Raw genomic sequence first — 22,509 nt, forward strand, 5'->3', positions numbered from 1 at the left:
CCCGCATCGGGCTTCAGCGAGCGGACACGGGGGATTGGTGCGAATGTTGCTAAGTGCCAGGCGTCCCTGGACGTAAGGAGATCTGATGTCCCCGAAAACAACCCAAACAACGCATAACAGCGCCAACGAGACCGCTGATCACACGGGCTTTTTCCCCAGCCCCACTGTGCGCCTCGACCGGCTGTTTGCCGACACACAAGGGCCAAGCATCTACGCGAAGCTCGACAACCTCCAAATGTCAGGGAGCACGAAAGAACGTACCGCAAAATCTCTACTCGATGCAGCAATCGCCAACGGTGACCTCACACCAGGTGGGACGGTTGTGGAATCAACGTCCGGAAACCTCGGAATGGCACTAGCCCGCCAATGCGCCGTACACGCTGTGAACTTCATAGCCGTTGTTGATGAGCGAGCAAACGTCGCCGCCTGCACGGTCATGCGAGCCTACGGCGCCCACGTGGAACTCGTCCCAACACCCAGCGATGGCAACCGGTTACGTGCCCGAGTAGAACGCGTCCAAGAACTCATTGCAAAAATCCCCGGCGCCTACACCACAAACCAGTACGGCAACCCCGCGAACCCACGTGCACACGCTGGCAGCACATTCCCAGAAATTTGTGCAGAACTCGGCGGGACACCAGATCGCCTCTTTGTGGCAACAAGCACCACCGGCACCGTTCTTGGCTGCCTCGACGCTGTGGAAGCAACGGGTGCCTCCACTCAAGTAGTAGCCGTCGACGCACAAGGTTCTGCCCTCTTCGGCGGACAATCGGGAGAACGGTTCCTGCCCGGCTTAGGCGCCGGGTTCGTCACCGACCTTTCCCGCCGCGCACACCCCCACCAGGTGATGCGAATCTCCGAACAAGACATGATCCGCGGCTGCCGCATGCTTGCCCGCCGTGAGGGAATCCTCGCCGGGGCATCAACCGGCGCACTAGTTGCCGCAGTAGGTAACCAACTCGCTGACGCAAGCCCATCAGAACGTTGGGTGTTCCTTGTCCACGACGGTGGGCTGCCCTACCTGCCCACCGTGTACGACGACGTGTGGGTACACGACACGTATGGGGTTGACCCTGCACGCGACGCAACACTGTCGCTGAGTAACCCGTTCACTTCACTCGTCGAGGCGGCATGACAGAAGGCAGTACCAGCGTGATGGATAGTGCAGTGTGGTCTGCTGCTGCGGCATCTTCCCCAGCCGACGCATCCCCCAGTGTGACATGGCGGGTTGCGGTGGTTGGGGGTGGGCCAAAAGGAGTGGCGGCGCTATGCGAACTCGAAAGCGTGCTGACAGCACGCAGCGACACAGTGGGCGGCGCCAGCCTGCAGATAACAGTCTTTGACCCATATGCGCCGGGTAGTGGGGCAGTGTGGGACCCGGAAACCCCCGAGCATCTGCTGATGAACGTGTCACCAACCATTGTTGACTTGTCCGCGCCGTCGTTTCCGTTGTCATACAGCCAATGGGCGCAATGGCACCCCAATGACGATGCGCGGGCGCAGTACCCGCCGCGCGCCCGGATGGGGGAGTACCTTCATGCCGCGTGGGGTGGGCTGGCAGCCTCACCGACCTACCAGGTAACCCATCAACCCGTACGGGTCACCAGCGTTCACCAGGAAAACAGCAGCGAACAACACACAACATGGAACGTTACTGACGAGCACGGAACCACCCATTCCGGGTTCGACGTTGTGCTGTTAGCAACAGGCCACAGGTCACCAGTCAGCGTCGCAGACCACCAGGCTGTGGCTGACTCACCGGCAACGAACGTGACAATCCGAGGGACGGCGCTCACAGGCATCGACAATGTTTTAACCCTCACGCAGGGCCGCGGTGGAGCATGGGAAAACACCACCAGCACACCGGAGGGGTTAACGTACGTGCCATCAGGCAACGAACCCCAAAACATCACGTTGCTGTCGCGTACCGGTTTGCCAATGTCACCTAAACCCCCAGCGCTGACACCGCAGGACACCGACATAATCCTCAGCGCGACAGTACGGTTGCGACACCTCGACCCCACCGGTGATGGCCTCCCTGATTCCCGGTGGTGGGACACCCTTGTCGACGCTGCAACGGCGTTCGCTATCCACCGTGACGCGACCTGCGACCGGGCAGGATTGCGCGCCGCGTTGACCAGCCCGGACAGCCTCGAGACACCAACACCTGATGCCGAGGAAAACACGCCCACCGGCGTTGAAGGACCACGTGACGTCACCGCCGCCGCCCTCGACCGCATGCTCACCCACCTCGCCATGAACGCAGGCGACATCCCGCCCGATGCCCGCTGGGTGTGGGGGAGAGTATGGCACGTGGGCTACCGCGACATCATTGGGTCACTAGAACTCGAACCACGCCAAGCCGATGCGTGGCAAGAGTTCCAACGGTTCGCAGCAGTTGCAGAACGTTGGGCTTACGGTCCACCAGAACAAACAGTTCGTAAACTCATCGCACTGACCCGGTCCGGTGTATTGACCTGGAAAACTACTGCCCTCGGGGCGGTTGGCCATGAGGCAGTTGACCACGAAACGACCAACCGTGAACCAGGCAAGCTCGAAACGAGCACACAGGGCGATGACAGCGTTATCAACGCCATCACAAGCCCACCGGGTGTACTCCTCGCCCCGCGCCCATGGGTGGAGGTCATTGATCCCACAGCAGGTAAGGCCCTTGCGCCTAACAGTGCACCTTTGCCGATAACTGCCACCGTTGACGTCGCATCACGCACACCAGACCCGCTATGGCACGAGCTATTAGCCAACGGGCACGTCACCGTACGCCACGGAGAACGCGGCGTCCTCACAGACCACGCCACCCGGTGCATCGGCGCAAACGGGGTACCAACGCCGGGACTTTTCGCATTGGGTCGCCCCACAGAAGACCCAGTCATCGGGCACGACACACTGAACCACCGCCTTCATGGCCAATGCGAAGCCTGGGCCACCTATGTGGTGGAACAACTTGTGCGAGAACAGGCCGCAGCACAGTGAACACCGCACCAACAGAAAGAGCACCAGTGCCACACACGCCACACTGCGAGGGAGTAACCCCGCTGACCGCCCGCCTGGAACCATGGATGCGAGAACTACTCGACGACGCAGAGCAATGCGCTGCCCTCATCGAGGAGTACGGCTCACCAGTCAACGTGCACAACACCGGGCCACTTGCCCGAAACATCAACGAACTCACCACCGCAGCAGCGGAACATGACATCCGGTTCGCGGTGTATTTGGCACGCAAAGCCAACAAAACCATCAGCATCGTGCAGGCCGCACACCACGCAGGGGCAGGCATCGATGTAGCCAGCCGCCGCGAACTTACGCAAACACTCGAAGCCGGTGTACCAGGGAAACGCATCGTATTCTCCGCCGCCATGAAAACCCCAGCAGCCCTTGACCTCGCCATCACACACGATGTCACCATCAGTGTGGACAACCGTGACGAGGCAGCACTGGTCCTAGACCGGGCCAAGCAGGCAGGCACACCAGCACGCGTTGCGCTGCGCCTAGCGGTCATACACCCCGACATTGCCCCCACCCGGTTTGGGTTACCCTCCACCCAATGGTTGGACTGGGCAGCACCTCTCACGTCAGAATCAGCGGTGAACGTGGTTGGCCTACACATTCACCTCAACGGATACTCCGCAGCAGAACGCGCCATCGCACTGCGCCACGGATGCACCGTCATCGATGCGCTGCGCGAACAAGGCCACACCCCAGACTTCATCGATATGGGCGGCGGAATCCCCATGTCATACCTCGACGATGCCGACCAATGGCAACACTTTTGGCACACGCTCGACGCCACTCAGCCCGGCACCTCACAAGTGACGTGGCGCGGTGACCAGTTAGGGCTAGTGGACCCTGCAGCGCAGCGCCCCTCACCGAGCGTTTACCCCTACTATCAGAGCGTAGTACGCGGACAATGGCTGAACCAGGTACTCAGCGCACCTAGTGTTTTAGCTGGTGCGGGACAGGAAAGCGCGCCGCAAAACGGCGAACACCCAACCGCCACCCAACCCACCATTGCCGGCTCCCTGCGGGAACGCGGCATCGAACTGCGATGTGAACCAGGGCGCTCGCTGCTGGACGGGTGCGGTATGACGCTCGCACAGGTGACGTTCCGCAAACACACCAGTGACGGCATCCCGTTGGTGGGGTTAATGATGAACCGCACGCAGGTGCGCTCAACATCAGCGGATTTTCTTGTTGACCCTGTGCTGGTGCGACCTGCTGCGGCGGGGGCGCCGGAAAAGATCGAATCAGGGTTTTTTGTGGGTGCGTACTGCATTGAAGAGGAACTCATTCTGCGCCGAAGAATGGTGTTTCCACAGGGAGTGGCCTGCGGTGACATTGTGGCGTTCCCCAACACGGGAGGCTACCTGATGCACATCCTCGAGTCAGCGTCACACCAGATCCCGCTGGCTGCCAACGTTGTTGCACACGGCTCACAGTGGGTGCGCGACGAGGTGGATGCTGTCATGGTTGCTGGTGGTGAACCACTCAGCTAAAACCGACAACCCGCCGTGCGATGTGGTAGGCGGCGACAGTGATTTTACGCCCCGCGACGGTTGGGAGATTACTGGTTTTCCCCACCAAGCTGCGTCTCAGCCGGGCGTGAAGCCAGGCATCTTTCGCTTTGATGTCAGCCCACAGTTGAGTGCGGGCATTGAGGTTATCCCGGCCACCAGCATGCAAAAGAATCACCGAGGTGATTGCACACACGATTTCCAGGTGGTGCAGGTAGTACGAGAAAAGCCGGTCATCCACGGTGCCGCGTTTAGGCATGCAATCAAGGAGTAGCCGCGCAACTTTCAAGTGCTGGTCTGCGCGTTTAATCATGACAGAGTGGTTGATGGACTGATCGTCACGGCCAATGAAATACCGGTACAGATCAACGTTGAGGTAGTAGGCCGTGCGAGTGTACGCCAACGGTTCAAGGACAAACAGGTTGTCCACGTAAAACGTGTGTTCGGGTAACCGCATGCCCGATGCCCGCAGCACGCTGGTGCGGTAGCACACCGCGTGCATCATGAGGTGTTGACGGGTTCGGAACTGTCCCAATTCAGACCACTCGAAGACCCGCCCCTGCGGCATGACGTTCGTGTACCGGGTGGTGCTGTTTTTGGCTCCTTCGCGTTCTTTCACGAAGTTCGTAAAAATGACATCGACGTCTTCGGAGCGTGCCGCGAACGTGCGGATCGTGGCGAGTAGTGCGAGATACGCACTTTGATTCAGCCAGTCGTCGCTGTCCACGACTTTCACATACTGCCCTGTTGCTACCTCAACACCAGCATTCACCGCTGAGCCGTGACCACCATTTGGTTTGTGGATCACGCGCACCGTGTCGGGGTAGAGGTCCCGGTACTGATCAGCGATAAGTGGAGTGTCATCGTGTGAACCGTCATTGACGATGATGATCTCAACGTCTGGTGGTCCCACGAGCGTGTCCAAGCAGCGGTGCAAGTAATCAGCAGAATTGTAGCTTGGGACAATAATGCTTAGAAGAGTCGAGTTCATGTCTTTTTACTGTGAGGCGGAATTCTCGGCGGATGCCGGGTCGATTGTATCAGTCAGATCATCGCGTTTTTCTTTGAAGATGACCTTCAGGATGGGGTAAAAGACCCAGAAGGAGATCGCACTGTTGATGATCATGGTAATGACATCAGCGGTTGTTTCTCCTGCGCCACCCCACTTACCCATAAAGAACTCATAAATGGGAACCTTGTAGAAACCTTGCGCTGCTGCGGCGATAAACGTGATGACGATGTACGCAATGAAGTACCACAATGCAGCCTTAGCGATGCCCGCCTTTGACCGGAACGCGACACTCCGCTGCAAGAAGAAGTTGATGATTTGAGCGATGAGGATTGTGATTTGTACTGCAAGGAAGTAAGCAAGACCGCCACCTCCTTCAGGGAGAGCGCCAGCGGCGTAATCAAACATGTAGTACTGCGAACCATCAACGTTTGATCCGATTGCCAACACTTGGAAATCCGTCGATATGAGGTTTGTGCCAGCGAAGATGTTTCGAAAAATTGGCATAAGAGCCAGCTGGAGTACGGTTACACCATTGCTGACCAGGAAAAACATGGCAAAAGTGGAAAATTCTGGGTGCTTCTCACGGAAGGACTCCCACCACGATCGAAGTGAAACCATCGGACAACTCCTCAAGACTCATGCTGCGTAAGGGTAAGGGGAGTGGAGTCTCACCAGTGACACTCCACGTATTGCTCGTTAGGACTGGGATGTAACAGAAAGTTCGTTGCGAGTTTTTTTGTTGTTCTTTTTATTAGCAAAAAACAGTGATGTGAGTCGGGAAATGCCGCGGAAGTGTTTTCCGTTGACGATGACGAGTATTGCCTCAACCATGTCCATGCTGACTGCGCCATTTGTCATTTTAGCGATAGCGCGGAAAGGCATATTCACCAAGAACAAGAGGTTAAGGTCTGGTTTCCCCTTTTTCTCAGAGCGACGGATAAGTGCATTGAGAATGCGACTTGCTAGTCGAGCGAGTGGGCTGCGCGCCACACTCAACTGGCGTAATGGGTCGTTCACCCCAAGTGGGCCTGGGCGCCACTGTGCTGGAGGGAGGGGGCGTCCAAGAAGCGCAGTGAAAGCGTCATCAGAGACGCTGTGGACGTCACCGGAAAAGTAAGGAGCAAGCGCGGAGGCGTTGGGTGGGGCGCCAAGAGCAACACCATCGGTCACCCGGTACTCAACATCGGCGCGCAGGTCACGGATGCTGGCACCAACGTGAAGCCGGTACGTTCCGTTCTCCACAGCCCACGCGTGGGAAGACACATCGAACACCCGCACCGCCTCCGGTGCAACTTGCATGCTCACCTGAGTAGAAGCCCCAGGCGCAACCGTGACCTTCGCAAAACCAGCGAGCGACAACTTCGCCCGCGGCACCGCACTTTTCTCAGGCCCTGACACGTAAAGCTGCACAATCTCAGAGCCTTCAACCGGGCCCGTGTTCGTTACGGTCACTGACACAACATCGCCGGAAACAGAAACATTGGAGTACTCAAACGAGGTGTAACTCAAGCCATGACCAAAGGGATAAGCGACGTCCGCACCAGTCGTTTCAGTGAAGCGGTACCCCACAAAGATCCCCTCACGATACTCAGCTGTTGGACCAGCTGCGGGGAAGGACTTCGCGGTGGGGTGATCACTCAGACGCTCAACAAAGGTTTCAGCAAGTTTTCCACTGGGGTTGATCACACCAGTGAGGAGATCGAACACGGCGTCGGCACCGGATTGTCCGTTGAGGTACCCGTGCAAAATTGCCTTCGTGTGATGACGCCAAGGCATCTCCACCGCGCCACCAGCTGCCAACACCACAACAACGTTCGGGTTCGCTGCGCTCACAGCCTCCAACAACTCCACCTGGTTCGCTGGCAGAGCAAGATCCGAGCGGTCAATACCCTCAGATTCGTAAATTTCAGGCAGTCCAAGGAACAACACCGCAACATCAGCCTGCTGCGCGGCAGTTACTGCGCGCTGCACCAACTCGGCGTCACCTGAACCATCACGGCGGAAGCCACGCTCCACACTCACGCAACGCACTGCGGCGCTCTCAATGGCATCGGCCGGGTTGCTTAGCGACGTCGGGTTGACCTGCGAGGACCCTGCGCCCTGGAAACGGGGACTACGAGCAAAATCCCCAATGACAGCTACACTGGTTTCAGCAGCAAGAGGTAGCACACCATCCTCATTGCGCAGCAGCACCATCGACTGGGCGGCAGCTTCACGAGCCACCTGGCTGTGAGCATCGTAGTTCACAACTTGGCGAATAGGGGTGGAGGTGCGTTGCGCCAACGTCAACAGTTCGGTGACGCGGGCATCAACATCAGCCATGTCCAAGCGGCCAGCATCCACCGCAGCGACAATCTGACGAGCCGAATCAAAACCAGGTGACGGCATCTCCAGTGCGCTGCCGTTGCGAACCGCAGCAACCGCATCGTTACCGCCGCCCCAGTCAGTAATAACAGCGCCAGTGAAGCCCCACTCATCACGCAAAATATCAAGAAGAAGCTCACGGTGCTCATTCGCATACACACCGTTGACCTTGTTGTAACTCGACATCAACGCCCACGGGGCAGCCTGCTTCACCACAATCTCAAACCCAGTGAGGTAGATTTCGCGCAACGTGCGCTCATCCACCACAGAATCATTAACCATGCGCTGCAACTCTTGGCTGTTCGCCGCAAAGTGCTTAGGGGTAGCAGCAACACCCTGCGACTGCACACCCTGGACAAAACCAGCAGCCAAATGCCCACTGAGCAGTGGATCCTCCGAGTAGTACTCAAAGTTACGCCCACCTACCGGGCTGCGCTTGATGTTGAGCCCAGGGCCCAAAAGAACCTGAACACCTTGCTCCGCAGCCTCAGCACCAATGGCTTCACCAACCCGGCGCGTCAACGTGGGGTCCCAACTATTCGACAACGTCGCAGCCGTGGGGAAACACGTGGACTTCTCCGACTCATGCAAGCCAAGGTGGTCTGACGGACCACTTTGCTTACGCAGACCGTGGGGGCCATCTGCGAAGAACATCGACGGCACACCAAGACGTGGCACAGCCCGTGATTCCCAGACGTTCTCACCGCTGAGCAGTGCAGCCTTCTCCAGCAGGGTCATCGACTGCACGGCAGTGTCGATGTCAAGATTGGGCGTGCTCATCAGGGGCTCCTTTGCGACAGACGTATGCAAGTCCCCGCCACAACCACCACACACGAGTGCGGGCGTTGAAGGTGCATGCTGTGCAAGAAAGCAACGGCCGGTCGAAACTGACCCCATTGTTGACGCAGCGAGCACGCTGTGGACTCAGAATGAGTCTAGGGAGCACCAAGCAGGCAAAGTGTGCCACCGGCACGACCTGTCAATTTTGCTGCATAACCTGCCGTGCAGCCGTTGTTTCCCACCCGACGACGCCACAATCAGGTGGTAGTGGTACCCATCGCGCGCACTGTATCAACGCTGGTGAGAGCCGATGCGATCGCCATGTGCATATCCAAGTATTGGTATGTCCCAAGGCGGCCACCAAAGTGCACACCACGCTCAGCGCGCGCCAACTCGCGGTATGCGGTCAACCGTTCTCGGTCACCAAGAGCATTCACCGGGTAATATGGTTCGTCATCACGCCCAGCAAACCGGGAGAACTCCCGCACAATGATGGTGCGGTCGCGTGGGTAGTCACGCTCCGGGTGGAAGTGCCGGAACTCAAGGATCCGGGTGTACGGAACATCAGCATCGGCGTAGTTCATGACCGAGGTTCCCTGGAAATCACCGGTATCCAACGTTTCGCGTTCAAAGTCCAACGTGCGCCATGACAAGTCGCCCACGCAGTCGTCAAAGTAGCGATCTAGCGCCCCGGTGTACACCACAGGGACGTTGCCCACCGTGCCAGCTTTGGAAACGGCTTGGCTGTTATCGAAGAAGTCAACATCCAACTGAACCTCAATGTTCGGGTGATCAACCATGCGGTTGAACCACGCCGCGTACCCGTCGGTGGGGAGCCCTTCATGCGTGTCATTGAAGTACCGGTTGTCATACGCGTATCGCACCGGCAAACGCGAAATAATCGAGGCGGGAAGATCTTGCGGGTCTGTTTGCCACTGCTTGGCGGTGTAATTGCGAATAAACGCGTCATACAGTGGGCGCCCCACCAAGGAGATACCCTGCTCATCGAGGTTTTCTGGGGTTTTCCCGCCAAGTTCACCGGCTTGATGGCGAATGAGTTCACGGGCAGCGTCCGGGCTGTATGCGGAGCGGAAAAACTGGTTAATGGTGCCCAAGTTAATGGGCATGGGGAAAACTTCACCACGGTGTGTGGAATACACGCGGTGCACATAGTTGGTGAACGAGGTGAACTGGTTAACGTACTGCCACACCCGTTCGTTCGATGTGTGAAAAAGGTGAGCTCCATATTGGTGCACTTCGATGCCCGTGTCAGGGTCAAACTCGCTGTGCGCATTCCCGCCGATGTGCGACCGACGGTCGATGACCAGCACCTTCATGCCATGCTGCGAGGCACACTGCTCGGCGATGGTGAGCCCGTATAAACCTGCCCCAACAACAACAAGGTCAGTCACAGCGTTTTTCCTTACATCGAGCATGGCGGCTTCGTGGTGGGCCCGGGCGTAGGCAGTAGTCTAGCCCGCCCCCGGGGTGGGCACCCAGGACCCTACTTTCCACTCGCCACACCCTCTCCTTCTGTCCGCCGCGAAAGTGGGATTCTGCCCACTTTCCCTTTCGAAAGTGGGCAGAATCCCACTTTCGATCAGGGGTGAGGTGAAGTGGGGTGGGGTGAGGTGTGTGGGGCGTGGTTGAGGAAGAGCGGACCAACGATGCGTGACGGCGCGCCTAGGTGAGACGTGTTACCCCAGCACGGGTGCCCCCGGTACGTGGCGACGCACGGCTGGCGCAGGGTGTTTGACCGGACATGATCCGGGCCCACTACTACGGCACCCGCAAAATCCGCACCGGGTCACGCCGTGCAGCCACCACCGCTGGCGGCAACGACCCCATGACCGCCACGAGCAACAACAACACCACCGCCCCGCCGACAAACCGCAACGATGGCAAATGCCCGCTCGAGAAAAAAGTCACCGGCAACCCAACCAACAACCCAACCGTCACACCTACCACACCCGCAACCAAACTCTGCACAATCACCGCAACACAAATAGCGCTACGAGACGCCCCCAACGCACGTTGCCGCCCAAAGTCCCGCCGCCGCGCAGCAACAGCCCCAGACATCGTGATACTCGTTAAAACCAGAGCCGTGAGCAGCGTCAAAATCATCATCTGGCGGGAACTACCCGCCAACGTCCCAGCCAACACCTCACGCAACTGGATTGCCTGGGCAGGCATCTCGATGCTCACCCCGCCTGGAACCGCAGCAGGGAGCACCGCCTCCACAGCGCGCGCCAACGACGCGACATCAGTGTTTGGTTCGGCCAAAACATACACATACCGCAACGGCACAACATCATCAGTGGGCAACAACCCCCACCCAGTCAACGCACTAAGCTCACCCTCAGCAGTGAACGAATCAACCACAGGGAACACGACATCCCTTGCAGCAACAGTGCCACTGGCCTGGCTCAAACCCAATGCTTGTTGCGCATCGACCCCAAGAATCATTTCACCAGAAGCCGGGGCCCGCCCATGCGTCAACACCACGGCCGGCGGGAGGTCCCCAATGACCGTGCGCATCGGTGGGGCAACAGACATCGTGACACCCACCGCAGGGTTAGACAATGTCACTGCAGGGCCCATACCGAACGCCCATTCCACACCCTCAAGAGCCTCAAGTTTCCCCACCGCAGAGTGATCAATACCAGCCTTCCCAGTGTTGTCAATCACCGTAATCAGGCGGGTGCCCATGGAGTTCACAGAGTCAATGACCTGCGCTTCCGTTGCCGCAGAACGACCAGTCGTGGCAAAAATAATGACACACACCACCGCGATGACCAGCGCCGCCGTGATCGTCGCAGCAGGGCGAGACACAGCCGCCCGCAACTGATCACCCACAAGCGTGAGCGTGCGAGGCCCGCGACCAAGCGGAACCTGCTGGGGTGGGCGAGAATGTTGAGGAATCACGACGCGCCCCCACCAATCCGGTGGAGCGCATCGGCCCGCTTCATCAAATCTGGGTCATGCGTAGCAATAACCACTGTTGCGCCACGGCGTGCGCGGGTCTGCAGCGCCTGCCACACCACCTCAGAGGTGTCCGTGTCCAAGTTACCGGTGGGTTCATCAGCGAAAATAAGGCCCGGGTTCGTCAGGAGCCCGCGACACAACCCCACACGTTGCGCTTGACCGCCCGAGATCTCACCAGGGCGGTGGTCAATACGATGCTCTACCCCAAACTCTTCAAGCAGTGCAGCCGCCTGGGCACGGGATTCCTTGCGGGTGAGACCAGCAAAAACACCAGCCTCACACACGTTGTCCAACACGGTGCGGGCAGGGTCAAGCATCGCGTCTTGGAAAATAAACCCCATGTGACTACCGCGTATCCGCGACAGCGTGGCATCGTCCAGTTGAGACACCGGCTGGTCATTGAGCGTCACAGAACCAGCTGATGGTTTGAGCAACAAAGACAAAACGTAGAGAAGTGTGGACTTTCCCGAACCCGATGCCCCAGAAAGCGCCGTTACACTTCCAGGGCGAAACGTCAGGGTGAGACCGCTGAAAATATTAGGGGCGTTCCGGGCGTAACGGAACGCCAACGCGTCACACCCAAGTGTGACCTGTTGGTTGGGCATCGTTATTCCTCTGACGATGTTGAGGAAGGCTGAGATGACCCCGGAGCCGTACCAGTTGCATACAATTTAACTACCTGACCTGTATCAACGCCAGACACCACAACCCTCGATCCGTCCGTTGCCTCAATGGTCACCGGGACCTTGTCACCACTAGTGGTGACAACGTAAGACGAACCATCAGGTGAGGTAGCAATCGCGGAAACGGGCACCACAGGGCCAGTCGCTTCAGGGACGAGCTGCGCCACAATATAGGGCTGTTCACCAGTGATGCTCAGCGGAATCTTGCTGCATGATTTCCCACAAATGGGTTTACCTTTTTTCGACGTCACCGTTGCAACAACAGCACCGTCTTTGTCTGCTACGGCGCTCACCATGCCGTCCCACGTGTTCTCACCAACCACTAGGGACACCGGGGTGCCCACTAACGGCGGCTCTGAGTTGGAGCCAACCGTGAACGTGACTGTGGGTGTGGCGCTGACATCATGAAGAATCACCGTGCCCTCCGCGATGCGCGCCCCAACGGTTACGGCCTCAGGGACGGTCACCCGGCGGGGCAGGTCGCTCAGAAACACCAATGTCCCCGACGTAACGACCCCCGTTTCCTCCTGCCCAGTGGCACGTTGCCAAGCTTTCACAGCAGTTAACGTGGCCGGCCCAAACGTTCCATTGGCGTTAGCCCAAAAATGGTTGTGCTCGGCGAGGAAAGCTTGGAGCTGCGCCACGTCGTCACCGGTCACACCAAGGGTCAAATCACGAAACGCAGGGACTTCACCTTGCGCGACATACACCGGTTTGAGGTCCACCGTGTACAACAGTTGACCCGCCGTGACCGTGTCACCGCTAGCAACGCCGATGCTTGTGACCGTGCCACCACCGCCAAATACCCCAGCATCAGCAGTGCTCCACGCAATGTCAGCGGTGAACTGGCTGGACCGTGTGATTGTTTCTTGCGCGACTGTGTACGTCGGGTCAGACACGACCGTTTGTTCTGTGGTGGGTGGAGAAAGCACCGCCCAGGCGGCAGCGCCGCCAATCCCTAGGGCAACGGCGATACTTAACATCCACAACAGAACTGTTTTGCCGCGTCGTGGTGCTCGGGCTGAGTTCACTGGGCGAAGACCCAACGTTCAGGGCACTCTTGGCGGAGTTTGTTTTGCTCGTCGAGACTCATTGAAAGGACGGTTTGGTCGCCATAAGGCCACCACGGTGCGCTGCTCGTTTCCCCAGACAGCGCGGTGTCAACGTATTCCTCTTCGGAGGGCATTTCACGTGACATCTTGACGCCCTGCGCGACGAGGCAGTTGTACACATCGGTCTCGAACTGGTAGTTCTCCCGCGCAGAGGCCTCGGTGACCGATGTGCCAATGCTGAGAGGGTCGATGCCCGTAATGTCTTTAGTACAGGCTTGGCTGTCCTTTGTCGCCCGCATCATTTCGGTTTCATCAGTGAACATCTCAATGATCCCACCGGACGAATCAAGTGTGAGGTCCCACCCCTTGGCGTCCATGCAGGCTTGAAGTTTCGCGGTGAACTCCTCCTCCGCTTGGGCATTGTTCGCCATCCACTCAGGCTTCTCCCAGTCTGTTTCCTGTGAAGAAAGCTGGGAACAAGCTGTGAATGTCAACATTGCAATGCATATCAAAGTAATTCTTCTGAAATGTACATGTTTCACTAAAATACTCCATGTCCAACGAGAAGGGGCGCGCAAAGAGTGTACTGCGCGCCCCAGGCGTGACTAGCGGCAGCGGTAACCGGAGGAGGCGATTTTTGGTGCTTGAACTCGAGTGTTTGTCCAGTTATTTCTTCCCGTGTAACTCGTTGCGCCTGAATTATTCTTCACGCCCTTCGACCACCCATATACCATCTTGCCGTTGAGGTATGTGCGGTGGTATGTGTCCCCTGATGTTTGTGAGGCAATAATTACTTCGGTGCCGCATACCGGATACATGGTGTCTTGAGTAACTGCGCTTGCCGGAGTGATGCCGGCGAAGACGAATAGTGCTGCACATACTGCAGCGATTGATGAACGTAGTAACTTGCGCATTTTTTACCTATCTGTCGGGTCTGTTGACCAGCACCACTTTAAGCATACTTTTTTCGGTAACTGAAGTATGAGGAAGAAGAATACTACTTCCTTCATCGGTTGCTGGCATCGTTTGACACCTGAAAGTTACCAGTGGGGGGGTTGATGAATCAACGCCTCATCTGGTAATTCACTATATATTCACAAATAAGATGGGCTAACGTGCAGTATACGAATCCAGCTTGAGCAGGTCGATGATTTCATACAAGGAGTGGGCAGAATCCCACTTTCGCGGCTGGGGAATAGGGGCATCGCGCGGGTAGGGTTCTCCTATGGCCAAGACACGTTTTCAGCACTCTCAGTACCAAGCTCCACGCAAGGTTAGCGTGTGGGGCGGGCGGTTCCCCGACGCCGATGCATTCGTTAGCTACCTAGACGTCCGCGCACCCGAGGGCAAGCCCATGGCCAGCGGTTTCCTGAAAGATGTTCGCCTCGGTGACTATGACCTTGAGGCAGCTGAAGCGGTGCACGGCGACATTGACGCCAGCCTGATTCGGGTATCGCACGGGCGTTCGTTCGCGAGCAAGGTTCGTCGTACCCTTCCAGACGGCGGCAAAATCAACGCTTTGTACGTGATTTTCGACATTGACGGCTCAAAGGCTCGCATCGTTGAGCAAAGCCGCATGCAGTTGCTGGGCGTTTTTGACTACGAAATCGGGTAACCCTGCAGGGCGGTGCCGCAGTACATTTAGTTGCCCCCAACCCGATGGTGCCTGGTGCCCGGTGCATGGTACCCGGCGCTCTCCCCAGCCTTGTCCCTCGCTCTCGCTTCTGCCCCCTCCCCAGCCCTATGGTGCCAGGTCTTCTCTCCTGTTCCTGCCCTCCAACTGCTGCCTGGCCTTTCTGCCTCCACCCGATCAGCGCATCGGGCCGCTTTCACGTGTGGCATGTTTTGGGACCGTGTGGCATGTTCTAGCCAACACACTCAGTACGAAAACATGCCACATGCGGGAGGCGGGGGCAGGAGTAGGAGGCGGGGGTGAGGGCAATCCAGCAGTCCAGTCAGGCAAACCTCAGGCGCTGTCAAAACCAGCACCTCACCGCAACGAATGTGTGAACGCAGCCACCACAAAGGCATCAACCGACCCAAGTTTGCGGGCTCCGCACCGTTGCGCGAACCCGCGAACCTTGTGCACAAACGCCGATGCGTCACGCAAATCGCGAGCAGTCACCCGCATCACCGCCCACCCGGCTGCCCGGAGCGCATCTTCTCGGAGTTTTTCAGCGAAAAGGTCCTCACGGGAACCGTACTTATCACGGCCGTCATATTCGATGATGAGGCGCAGGTCCGTACACGCAAGGTCTGCGTAGTACCGACCCCGATCAGTGTGAATCGGTAACTGTGTGGTGACTGGCGGTAAGCCTGCCGCGACCACCAACGCTCGTGTTCGTGTTTCGCCAGGAGATTCACTGCCTGCGCTGGCATGTTTGAGAACCCACGCCGCCCGTTTAGTGCCACGGCGATCGGGCATCGCCTCCACAATGCCCATGGCCGCATCGCGGTCAAGCCCGAGAGCAGCGGCTGAATCCGCGACCACCAACGCATCAACGACATTGAGTTGGCGTGCACAATCAACAACAGTCCGCTCGGCGCTGGTAATTGGCAACCCTTCATGGGTACTGAGGTGACCTGGTGACACCTCTTGCCGGTGCACAATTACTCCCACTTTGCCGCGTGAGCCACCCCGGCTTTCAGTGACGTGCACGGTCGTCTCGTCACCGGGGTAGATCATGCCGTGGAGTAACGCTGCGCTTGCGTGACTCATCGCAGCACGCGCAGATAAAGAGGGGCCGACTGCGGCGATATGGGCATATTGCCGCTTGCGAATGTCCTCGAAAGAGTTGCCATGCGGGTAATGTTCCGCATCTACGTAACGCCCTGGGAGTATGCGAACCAGACGCCGCTGCGCGACGAGTTTCCGTAGTTCGCCCCGCGAAATGTCCGCGCTTGTGATGATGGCGGGAAGGGTGGGGCGAGTGAGTGGCACTTGAGGCCGTGGTCTGTGCACATGCATGACTGTAAAGAACTGGCGCAGGCGAATTTCCCCAGAGCCGTAGAACCTGTGGAACTTGAGGTAAAGACTCGCCGAACACCCCTGTGGACAACCCAAAGCGCCAAACCCTTCACGATGCGTGCGGGATGACGTCTCCTAACCGCCTATGCCACCCCGACGCATCGAGCCACTCTTGCATGTGGCATGTTTTCGTACTGAGTGTGTTGGCTAGGACATGCCACACGGTCCCAAAACATGCCACATACTGCTGGGGTGTGGGGTGTGGGGTGTGGGGTGTGGGGTGTGGGGTGTGGGGTGTGGGGTGTGGGGTGCGCCGCGTGGGTCAGGTTTTGACGGGGGTGGGTTGGATTGCGAAACCGTGCCGCCCCAGAAACGCCAAGACAACATAGACCACACCAAATATCGCGAAGAAGCGTGGGCTCACTCCGTCCAGTGGCAGGAATAGTGCTCCAAGCCCACCGGCACCCATAAACGCGAGGTTGAATGCCATGTCGTACACGGTGAAGGTGCGCCCTAAATATTCGTCTGGGGTTTCACGTTGAATGATGGTGTCGATCGCGATTTTTGTGCCCTGGGTGCCCACGCCAAGGAGAAGCGACGCGGTGAGTATCGTGAATTCAGAGATGTGCACCACCACGATCGCCTGAGCGACCGCGCACGTGGACAGCGCAAACATCACCCAACGGGGCTCCCCGATGCGCCGCACCACAATCGGGGTGATGATGATGGCGAGAGCGAAACCAACGGCGGTGACAGCTATGACCTGCCCAAACAGTTCAAGCCCGCGGTCTAGGTAGTTCCGTGAAATCAGAATCGATGCCACGAAGATGCTGCCGTAGGACAGGCGCATCAGCGCCATGATGACTAGTGCGAGGGCGGGGTTGTGGAGGCGGCGCACGGTGACAATCGCATCGCGAAGTTCACGCAGTGTTGTGGTGGGGGTGATGGTGGTGACTTCGTGTGGGGCGGGGCCCAGTTGGCCGCGTTGGAAGCCGAGAGCCACAAGGATCGAGCCGATAAACACGAAGATCGCGAGGCTAAGCATCGCGGCATCACGGTATTGCCCTTCAGGGAAAAGCAGCCCTAAACCTAGACCGGTTACAGCGCCGATGCCCGTGGCAGCTGCGCCGATGGTGGGCAGTATCGCGTTGGCGAGGAGTAGGTCCTCACGCTTCACGACGCTGGGTAGTGATGCACCAAGTGCCGCGAGGAGGAACCGGTTGATGGATAGTGCCGCTAACGCGAGGACGTACACGGCGGGGTTCATGCCGACGGTGAGAATCACCACGATGATGATGATGGTGAGGACCACACGCAGCGAATCGGACACGATGATCGCTGTGCGGCGTGGCCAACGGTCGAGGAAACCGCCCACAAATGGGCCAATCACGGTGAAAGGTGCTAGCAAGACGACCAGTGCCAGGGCAATGGAGCCGGGGGTGCCTTGGGATTGTGGGGAGAAGAAGAACAACGTGGCGAGTGCGGCTTGGAACATGCCGTCACCTGACTGACAGAGCAGGCGGATCGCGAAGAATCGGCGGAATGCTGGCAGGCGTAGCAGGGTGGTGAGGTCGTGACGGATGGCCATGGTCGCCTGTCAGTTGGGGGCGGACTGCGCTTGTTGTGCTGTGTTTGTGGAACAGCGGTGGGCGCCGCGCATTGTGCGGGGCGCCCACCAGTGTCGTGCGGTGATCAGCGTTCGATGTCGCCGCTGATGAAGGCTTCGAGCTGCGCCCGGCCCTTGGTGTCTTCCATCTGGACTGGTGGAGACTTCATGAAGTAGGTCGAGGCGGACAGGATTGGTCCACCAACGCCACGGTCCTTGGCGATCTTCGCGGCGCGCACGGCGTCGATGATGATCCCAGCGGAGTTCGGGGAGTCCCACACCTCAAGTTTGTATTCGAGGCTCAATGGAACTTCACCGAATGCGCGCCCTTCGAGGCGCACGTATGCCCACTTGCGGTCATCGAGCCAGGCAACATAGTCCGATGGGCCGATGTGCACGTTGCGGTCACTGGTTTTGTTCGCCAGTGCACCGGTCACGTTGGATGTGACGGCTTGGGTCTTGGAGACCTTCTTGGATTCGAGGCGCTCACGTTCGAGCATGTTCTTGAAGTCCATGTTTCCACCAACGTTGAGTTGGTAGGTGCGGTCCAAGGTCACGCCACGGTCTTCGAAGAGTTTCGCGAGGACGCGGTGGGTGATGGTTGCGCCAACTTGGGACTTGATGTCGTCACCAACGATGGGCACACCAGCTGCTTCGAACTTTGCAGCCCATTCTGGGTCTGATGCGATGAACACTGGAAGAGCGTTAACGAACGCTACGCCGGCGTCGATTGCTGCCTGTGCGTAGAATTTCGCGGCGTCTTCGGAGCCAACTGGCAGGTAGCACACGAGGACGTCAGCTTTGGCGTCTTTGAGGACTTGTACAACGTCAACTGGTGCTTCAGCGGACTCTTCGATGGTGGCTTGGTAGTACTTGCCAAGGCCGTCCATGGTGGGGCCGCGCAGCACGGTGATGCCCGTGGGGGGGACATCAGTGATTTTGATGGTGTTGTTCTCTGAAGCCTGGGTGGCGTCTGCGAGGTCGAAGCCGACCTTCTTGGCGTCCACATCGAAGGCTGCAACAAATTCGAGGTCACGAACGTGGTAGTCACCGAACTGGACGTGCATCAAGCCCGGGACGGTGTCGTTGACGTCGGCGTTCTTGTAGAACTCAACACCCTGGATGAGGGACGTGGCGCAGTTGCCCACTCCCACAATGGCGACGCGGATGGAAGACATCCTCGCTCCTTGTTCTCAGTGCCCCGTAGGGCAATCTTTCATGGAATATCACACGTCCGAACCGGTGCCAGGGGTGCCACTGTCTGGTGGCGCCGCTTGGCGCTGGTTGCGGTTGCGTTCGTTGTTGATGAGTCCGTCGAGCCAGCGAACTTCCCGTTCGACTTGCTCAAGCCCGTACCTCTGTAATTCAAGGGTGTACTCATCGAGGCGTCCGCGGGTTCGGGAGTTTGTTTCCCGTACCGTCTCGAGTCGTTCGTTGAGTCGACTGCGACGGCCTTCAAGGATGCGAATCCTTGTGTCGGCGTCCGTTTGCCCGAAAAAGGCGAAGCGAACATCGAAATTGTCGTCATCCCACGCGGACGGGCCAGCCGTCGCGAGGGATTGAGTGAGGTGATCAATCCCTTGTTCAGTGATGTGATACACGATGCGTGCCCGCTTCCCGGAGAGGGCGTGCGATGGCGCTTCTTGTGATCCTTGGGCACTGATGAGCTCACGTTTTTCCAGCGACTTTAGTGCGGGGTAGAGCGTTCCGTAGGAGAAAGCGCGGAACATTCCAAGGAGGAGGTTCAGTCGTTTTCTCAGCTCGTAGCCGTGGAGTGGAGACTCTTTGAGGAGGCCAAGTATGGCGATCTCGAGCACTGTCGAGCGACTGCGCACGTGACCTCCTCAGCAACCTATGGCGAATTGATGTATCGAACCGATACATCGATAGGTTATGTCGGATCGAGGCAGTGACGCAAGCGACTTCGCACGTTCAAATGTGAAGAACTCAGGTGTGGGGTGGGGCAACTTGATAGAGAACTGCGTAATTTGTCCACAACACCGTCGCTCGAAAATGGTTCAGACATTAGAGTTCACTATGGAGCACTCCCCATGGCACGTCAGGAAAGGTCCCCTGTGGCTGGTTCAACAAATCGCGGCACTTCTTACGGGAAACCCAAGAAGAGACGCATCATCGACTACCCCCGGTACGGCAAGAAGGGATTCATGCGCTGGGTCCCATCGTGGCGTTTCTTTTTAGGGACCTTCCTCATGGGGTTTGCCCTCGTGGCAGGGCTGCTTATTGCCGCCTATGCGAGTGTGGAGATCCCCGACCCAACTGATGCAGCTCAGGCTCAGACAACGACGGTCTACTACTCCGATGGCGAAACTGTTTTAGGTGAATTTGCGGAAATAGATCGTCAAGTTATTGATACCACTGTCATCCCCAAGCATGTTGGTGATGCTGTTGTTGCTGCTGAAGACCGCACCTTCTACCAAAATAGTGGTGTGGATTTTAAGGGTATTGCTCGTGCCCTTTACACCAACGTTCGATACAACACGAAACTTGGTGCCTCGACGATCACCCAGCAGTACGCTGAGCGTTTCTATTCCGAGGACACAATTGGCCGCAGTGGCAATGTACTCCAGGACTACGGGGGCAAGCTAGAGGAAGCGATCCTCGCTATCAAGCTTGGCCAAAGCCAAGATAAAGCGGACATCCTTGATGGCTACATGAACACGATTTACTTTGGGCGTGGAGCCTACGGTATTGAGGTAGCTGCCCAAAAGTACTTTGACAAACCTGCAGAGGAACTTTCCATCTCGGAAGCCGCGATGATCGCTGGTGTTATTCCTTCACCTTCGAACTGGGACCCCGCTAAGAGCCCTGAGAAGTCTGAAGAACGATGGAACTATGTTCTCGATGGCATGGTTGATCTTGGTTTCATTACTCAGGCTGAACGTGATGAACAAGAGTTCCCTGAGTGGGTTGAGTACAACCAAGAGCAGAAATATGAAGGCCCGAAGGGGTTCTTGCTTGCTATGGCCCGCGCTGAGGTGCTTGAACGCACTGATTTGACGGAAGACCAACTCGATACCCGTGGTTTGAGTATCGTGACAACGTTTAACAAGGACATGCAACGCCAGCTGGAAAAGGCAATGTCCAATATGCCTGATGATCATTCTGAGCGTATGTTGGCTGCCGGGGCGACAGTTGATCCCAAGAGTGGTGCAATTCAAGCTTTGTACGGTGGCGCTGACTATCTGCAAAACCAGTACAACTCCGCCACGATGGGTAAAGCTCAGGCTGGATCAACCTTCAAACCGTTTACCTTGATTGCCGCACTAAACGCTGGTATTCCTGTGGACAATCAATACTTTGACGGTAGTTCCCCTCGAACCTTCGACGACAATGGAAGTAGCTATCCAGTTTCGAACTTCGGTAACGTTTCTTATGGGCAGATTAACCTTGCAAAGGCAACCGCTAACTCGGTGAACACCGTGTATGTGGACGTCAATATGCAGGTAGGACCACAAGCAACTGTTGATGCAGCCGTAGCAGCAGGGATACCCGCTGACACGCCAGACCTTACGGCGACACCGTCGAATGTGCTGGGAACGTCAACCGTATCGCCGCTTGCTATGGCGGGAACATACGCAACATTTGCGTCTTCTGGTCAATACCATGAGCCGTACTTCTTGGAGCGGGTGGAACGCAACGAAACGTTGTTGTACGAGCACTCCTCCATTGCTCGGCAAGCATGGGCTTCAGATGTAGGTGCAGAAGCGACTTACGCGATGACGCGGGTGGTGGAAGAAGGCTCAGGTCAAAAGGCGCGAGCAATTGGCCACCCCATTGCCGGTAAAACTGGAACATCGAACGAGAACCGTTCCGCATGGTTTGTGGGTTACACCCCCAGCTACGCCACCGCTATCGCGCTCTACCAGAGCACTGAAACTGGCGGTCAGGACAGCATCACTCCCTTTGGTGGTTACTCAGAAATCACCGGTAGCTCAGTTCCTCTCGATATCTGGGTGGATTACATGGGCCGCGTGCTGAAAGACGAGCCAGTGGAGGACTTCCCTGCACGCACGGTGGTTCAAAAAGCGCCGGAACCTGTGTACACCGAAGAGCCCGAACCAGAAGAAACTGAAGAGCCCGAGCCGGAAGAAACTGAAGAGCCCGAACCGGAGCCAACCCAGGAGCCGACTCAGGAGCCGACTCAGGAGCCAACGCAAGAGCCGACTCAGGAACCGACGCAAGAGCCAACGCAAGAGCCAACGCAAGAGCCAACTCAGGAACCGACTAACCCGGACAACGGGGGCGGCGGTAATCAAGGCGGCGGAAACCAAGGTGGCGGCAATTCTGGTGGCACAGGAGGTACCGGCACAGATACGTCGGGCGGTAATCCGTAGTGTGATCTACATGCCTGCCGCCACGAAAACATACCTTTTTTGGCGGCAGGCAGGTAAAGTAGCCAATTGCTGTGCCCTCGTGCGCCCAGATTCGAATCTGGGCATGTCAGATGCCTGTGGCAACCTGATTATCGAGCGCACCGCGCATGAAGCCCTTCTGTCACGGACAGACCGT

The 22,509-nt window shown here is 57.6% G+C and carries 17 protein-coding genes and 1 pseudogene; 5 read left to right on the plus strand and 13 right to left on the minus strand.

The genetic code is table 11. The annotated features are described in order from the left end of the window. The first annotated feature begins 85 nt into the window (after nt 1–85). The 3 genes from G538_RS0102310 to G538_RS14675 are packed head-to-tail and all read left to right on the plus strand — an operon-like array spanning nt 86 to nt 4,511. Nucleotides 86–1,135 (plus strand): pyridoxal-phosphate dependent enzyme, encoded by a 1,050-nt coding sequence (locus G538_RS0102310; protein ID WP_029068040.1) that lies wholly within the window; start codon nt 86–88, stop codon nt 1,133–1,135. After that, nucleotides 1,132–2,991, plus strand: a complete 1,860-nt coding sequence (locus G538_RS0102315) for an FAD/NAD(P)-binding protein (protein WP_029068041.1) — start codon at nt 1,132–1,134, stop codon at nt 2,989–2,991. The genes G538_RS0102310 and G538_RS0102315 overlap by 4 nt, the downstream gene beginning before the upstream one ends. A 26-nt stretch (nt 2,992–3,017) precedes the next feature. Further along, on the plus strand, nt 3,018–4,511 hold the full coding sequence (locus G538_RS14675; protein WP_035833016.1) for an alanine racemase: 1,494 nt from the start codon (nt 3,018–3,020) through the stop codon (nt 4,509–4,511). On the opposite strand, the gene G538_RS0102325 is transcribed toward G538_RS14675, so the two are convergent. The 9 genes and pseudogenes from G538_RS0102325 to G538_RS17875 form a co-directional block, all read right to left on the minus strand. Then, the gene (locus G538_RS0102325) at nt 4,504–5,520 is read right to left on the minus strand and encodes a glycosyltransferase family 2 protein (protein ID WP_029068042.1); all 1,017 of its coding nucleotides are present in this window, start codon (nt 5,518–5,520) and stop codon (nt 4,504–4,506) included. The genes G538_RS14675 and G538_RS0102325 overlap by 8 nt on opposite strands. A 6-nt stretch (nt 5,521–5,526) precedes the next feature. Next, nucleotides 5,527–6,159: a hypothetical protein gene (locus G538_RS14680; protein ID WP_051196476.1), complete on the minus strand. Its 633-nt coding sequence runs from the start codon at nt 6,157–6,159 to the stop codon at nt 5,527–5,529. A 78-nt stretch (nt 6,160–6,237) separates the two neighbouring features. Further along, nucleotides 6,238–8,685 carry a glycoside hydrolase family 3 C-terminal domain-containing protein gene (locus G538_RS0102335; RefSeq protein WP_029068043.1) on the minus strand — a complete coding sequence of 816 codons (2,448 nt, stop codon included), beginning with the start codon at nt 8,683–8,685 and terminating at the stop codon, nt 6,238–6,240. Nucleotides 8,686–8,942: 257 nt separating this feature from the next. Further along, nucleotides 8,943–10,130: pseudogene (gene glf, locus G538_RS0102340) on the minus strand (UDP-galactopyranose mutase); the annotation flags it as partial. 334 nt (nt 10,131–10,464) lie between these two features. Then, nucleotides 10,465–11,541, minus strand: a complete 1,077-nt coding sequence (locus tag G538_RS0102345; RefSeq protein WP_029068045.1) for an FtsX-like permease family protein — start codon at nt 11,539–11,541, stop codon at nt 10,465–10,467. A gap of 65 nt (nt 11,542–11,606) precedes the next feature. Further along, entirely contained in the window at nt 11,607–12,275 is a 669-nt protein-coding gene (locus G538_RS0102350; RefSeq protein ID WP_051196478.1) for an ABC transporter ATP-binding protein, read from the minus strand. Nucleotides 12,276–12,277: 2 nt separating this feature from the next. Further along, nucleotides 12,278–13,336 (minus strand): peptidoglycan-binding domain-containing protein, encoded by a 1,059-nt coding sequence (locus tag G538_RS0102355; RefSeq protein WP_169514077.1) that lies wholly within the window; start codon nt 13,334–13,336, stop codon nt 12,278–12,280. A gap of 44 nt (nt 13,337–13,380) precedes the next feature. Beyond that, entirely contained in the window at nt 13,381–13,836 is a 456-nt protein-coding gene (locus G538_RS0102360; protein WP_029068048.1) for a hypothetical protein, read from the minus strand. A gap of 174 nt (nt 13,837–14,010) precedes the next feature. Then, entirely contained in the window at nt 14,011–14,319 is a 309-nt protein-coding gene (locus G538_RS17875) for a hypothetical protein (RefSeq protein WP_157544267.1), read from the minus strand. A 311-nt stretch (nt 14,320–14,630) separates the two neighbouring features. On the opposite strand from G538_RS17875, the gene G538_RS0102365 reads away from it, so the two are divergent. Then, nucleotides 14,631–15,020 carry an immunity 22 family protein gene (locus G538_RS0102365; RefSeq protein WP_029068049.1) on the plus strand — a complete coding sequence of 130 codons (390 nt, stop codon included), beginning with the start codon at nt 14,631–14,633 and terminating at the stop codon, nt 15,018–15,020. A 375-nt stretch (nt 15,021–15,395) separates the two neighbouring features. Here G538_RS0102365 and G538_RS0102370 read toward each other — a convergent pair whose 3' ends face one another. From G538_RS0102370 to G538_RS0102385, 4 genes are all read right to left on the minus strand, one after another. Then, nucleotides 15,396–16,367 carry a DUF559 domain-containing protein gene (locus tag G538_RS0102370; protein WP_169514078.1) on the minus strand — a complete coding sequence of 324 codons (972 nt, stop codon included), beginning with the start codon at nt 16,365–16,367 and terminating at the stop codon, nt 15,396–15,398. 328 nt (nt 16,368–16,695) lie between these two features. Beyond that, nucleotides 16,696–17,961, minus strand: coding sequence for an MFS transporter (locus G538_RS0102375; protein WP_029068051.1), 1,266 nt, complete (start codon nt 17,959–17,961; stop codon nt 16,696–16,698). Between the two features lie 104 nt (nt 17,962–18,065). Continuing rightward, nucleotides 18,066–19,157, minus strand: a complete 1,092-nt coding sequence (locus G538_RS0102380; RefSeq protein WP_029068052.1) for an inositol-3-phosphate synthase — start codon at nt 19,155–19,157, stop codon at nt 18,066–18,068. Between the two features lie 48 nt (nt 19,158–19,205). Beyond that, nucleotides 19,206–19,814 (minus strand): PadR family transcriptional regulator, encoded by a 609-nt coding sequence (locus G538_RS0102385; protein ID WP_029068053.1) that lies wholly within the window; start codon nt 19,812–19,814, stop codon nt 19,206–19,208. A 216-nt stretch (nt 19,815–20,030) separates the two neighbouring features. Here G538_RS0102385 and G538_RS14685 point away from each other — a divergent pair, with 216 nt between their 5' ends. Beyond that, complete coding sequence (locus tag G538_RS14685; RefSeq protein ID WP_051196479.1) at nt 20,031–22,334, plus strand: transglycosylase domain-containing protein; 2,304 nt, start codon at nt 20,031–20,033, stop codon at nt 22,332–22,334. The last annotated feature ends 175 nt before the right edge of the window (nt 22,335–22,509 follow it).

It is taken from the genome of Jonesia quinghaiensis DSM 15701, from assembly GCF_000423205.1.
In the GTDB taxonomy this organism is placed as follows: domain Bacteria; phylum Actinomycetota; class Actinomycetes; order Actinomycetales; family Cellulomonadaceae; genus Jonesia; species Jonesia quinghaiensis.

Excerpts from the sequence above, each read along its gene's own strand:
- G538_RS0102335 (WP_029068043.1), bottom strand. The coding sequence starts at position 8,685 with ATGAGCACGCCCAATCTTGACATCGACACTGCCGTGCAGTCGATGACC.
- G538_RS0102375 (WP_029068051.1), bottom strand. The coding sequence starts at position 17,961 with ATGGCCATCCGTCACGACCTCACCACCCTGCTACGCCTGCCAGCATTC.
- G538_RS17875 (WP_157544267.1), bottom strand. The coding sequence starts at position 14,319 with ATGCGCAAGTTACTACGTTCATCAATCGCTGCAGTATGTGCAGCACTA.
- G538_RS0102315 (WP_029068041.1), top strand. The coding sequence starts at position 1,132 with ATGACAGAAGGCAGTACCAGCGTGATGGATAGTGCAGTGTGGTCTGCT.
- G538_RS0102380 (WP_029068052.1), bottom strand. The coding sequence starts at position 19,157 with ATGTCTTCCATCCGCGTCGCCATTGTGGGAGTGGGCAACTGCGCCACG.
- G538_RS0102365 (WP_029068049.1), top strand. The coding sequence starts at position 14,631 with ATGGCCAAGACACGTTTTCAGCACTCTCAGTACCAAGCTCCACGCAAG.
- G538_RS14685 (WP_051196479.1), top strand. The coding sequence starts at position 20,031 with ATGGCACGTCAGGAAAGGTCCCCTGTGGCTGGTTCAACAAATCGCGGC.
- G538_RS14680 (WP_051196476.1), bottom strand. The coding sequence starts at position 6,159 with ATGGTTTCACTTCGATCGTGGTGGGAGTCCTTCCGTGAGAAGCACCCA.
- G538_RS0102360 (WP_029068048.1), bottom strand. The coding sequence starts at position 13,836 with ATGGCGAACAATGCCCAAGCGGAGGAGGAGTTCACCGCGAAACTTCAA.
- G538_RS0102310 (WP_029068040.1), top strand. The coding sequence starts at position 86 with ATGTCCCCGAAAACAACCCAAACAACGCATAACAGCGCCAACGAGACC.
- G538_RS0102355 (WP_169514077.1), bottom strand. The coding sequence starts at position 13,336 with ATGTTAAGTATCGCCGTTGCCCTAGGGATTGGCGGCGCTGCCGCCTGG.
- G538_RS0102325 (WP_029068042.1), bottom strand. The coding sequence starts at position 5,520 with ATGAACTCGACTCTTCTAAGCATTATTGTCCCAAGCTACAATTCTGCT.
- G538_RS0102350 (WP_051196478.1), bottom strand. The coding sequence starts at position 12,275 with ATGCCCAACCAACAGGTCACACTTGGGTGTGACGCGTTGGCGTTCCGT.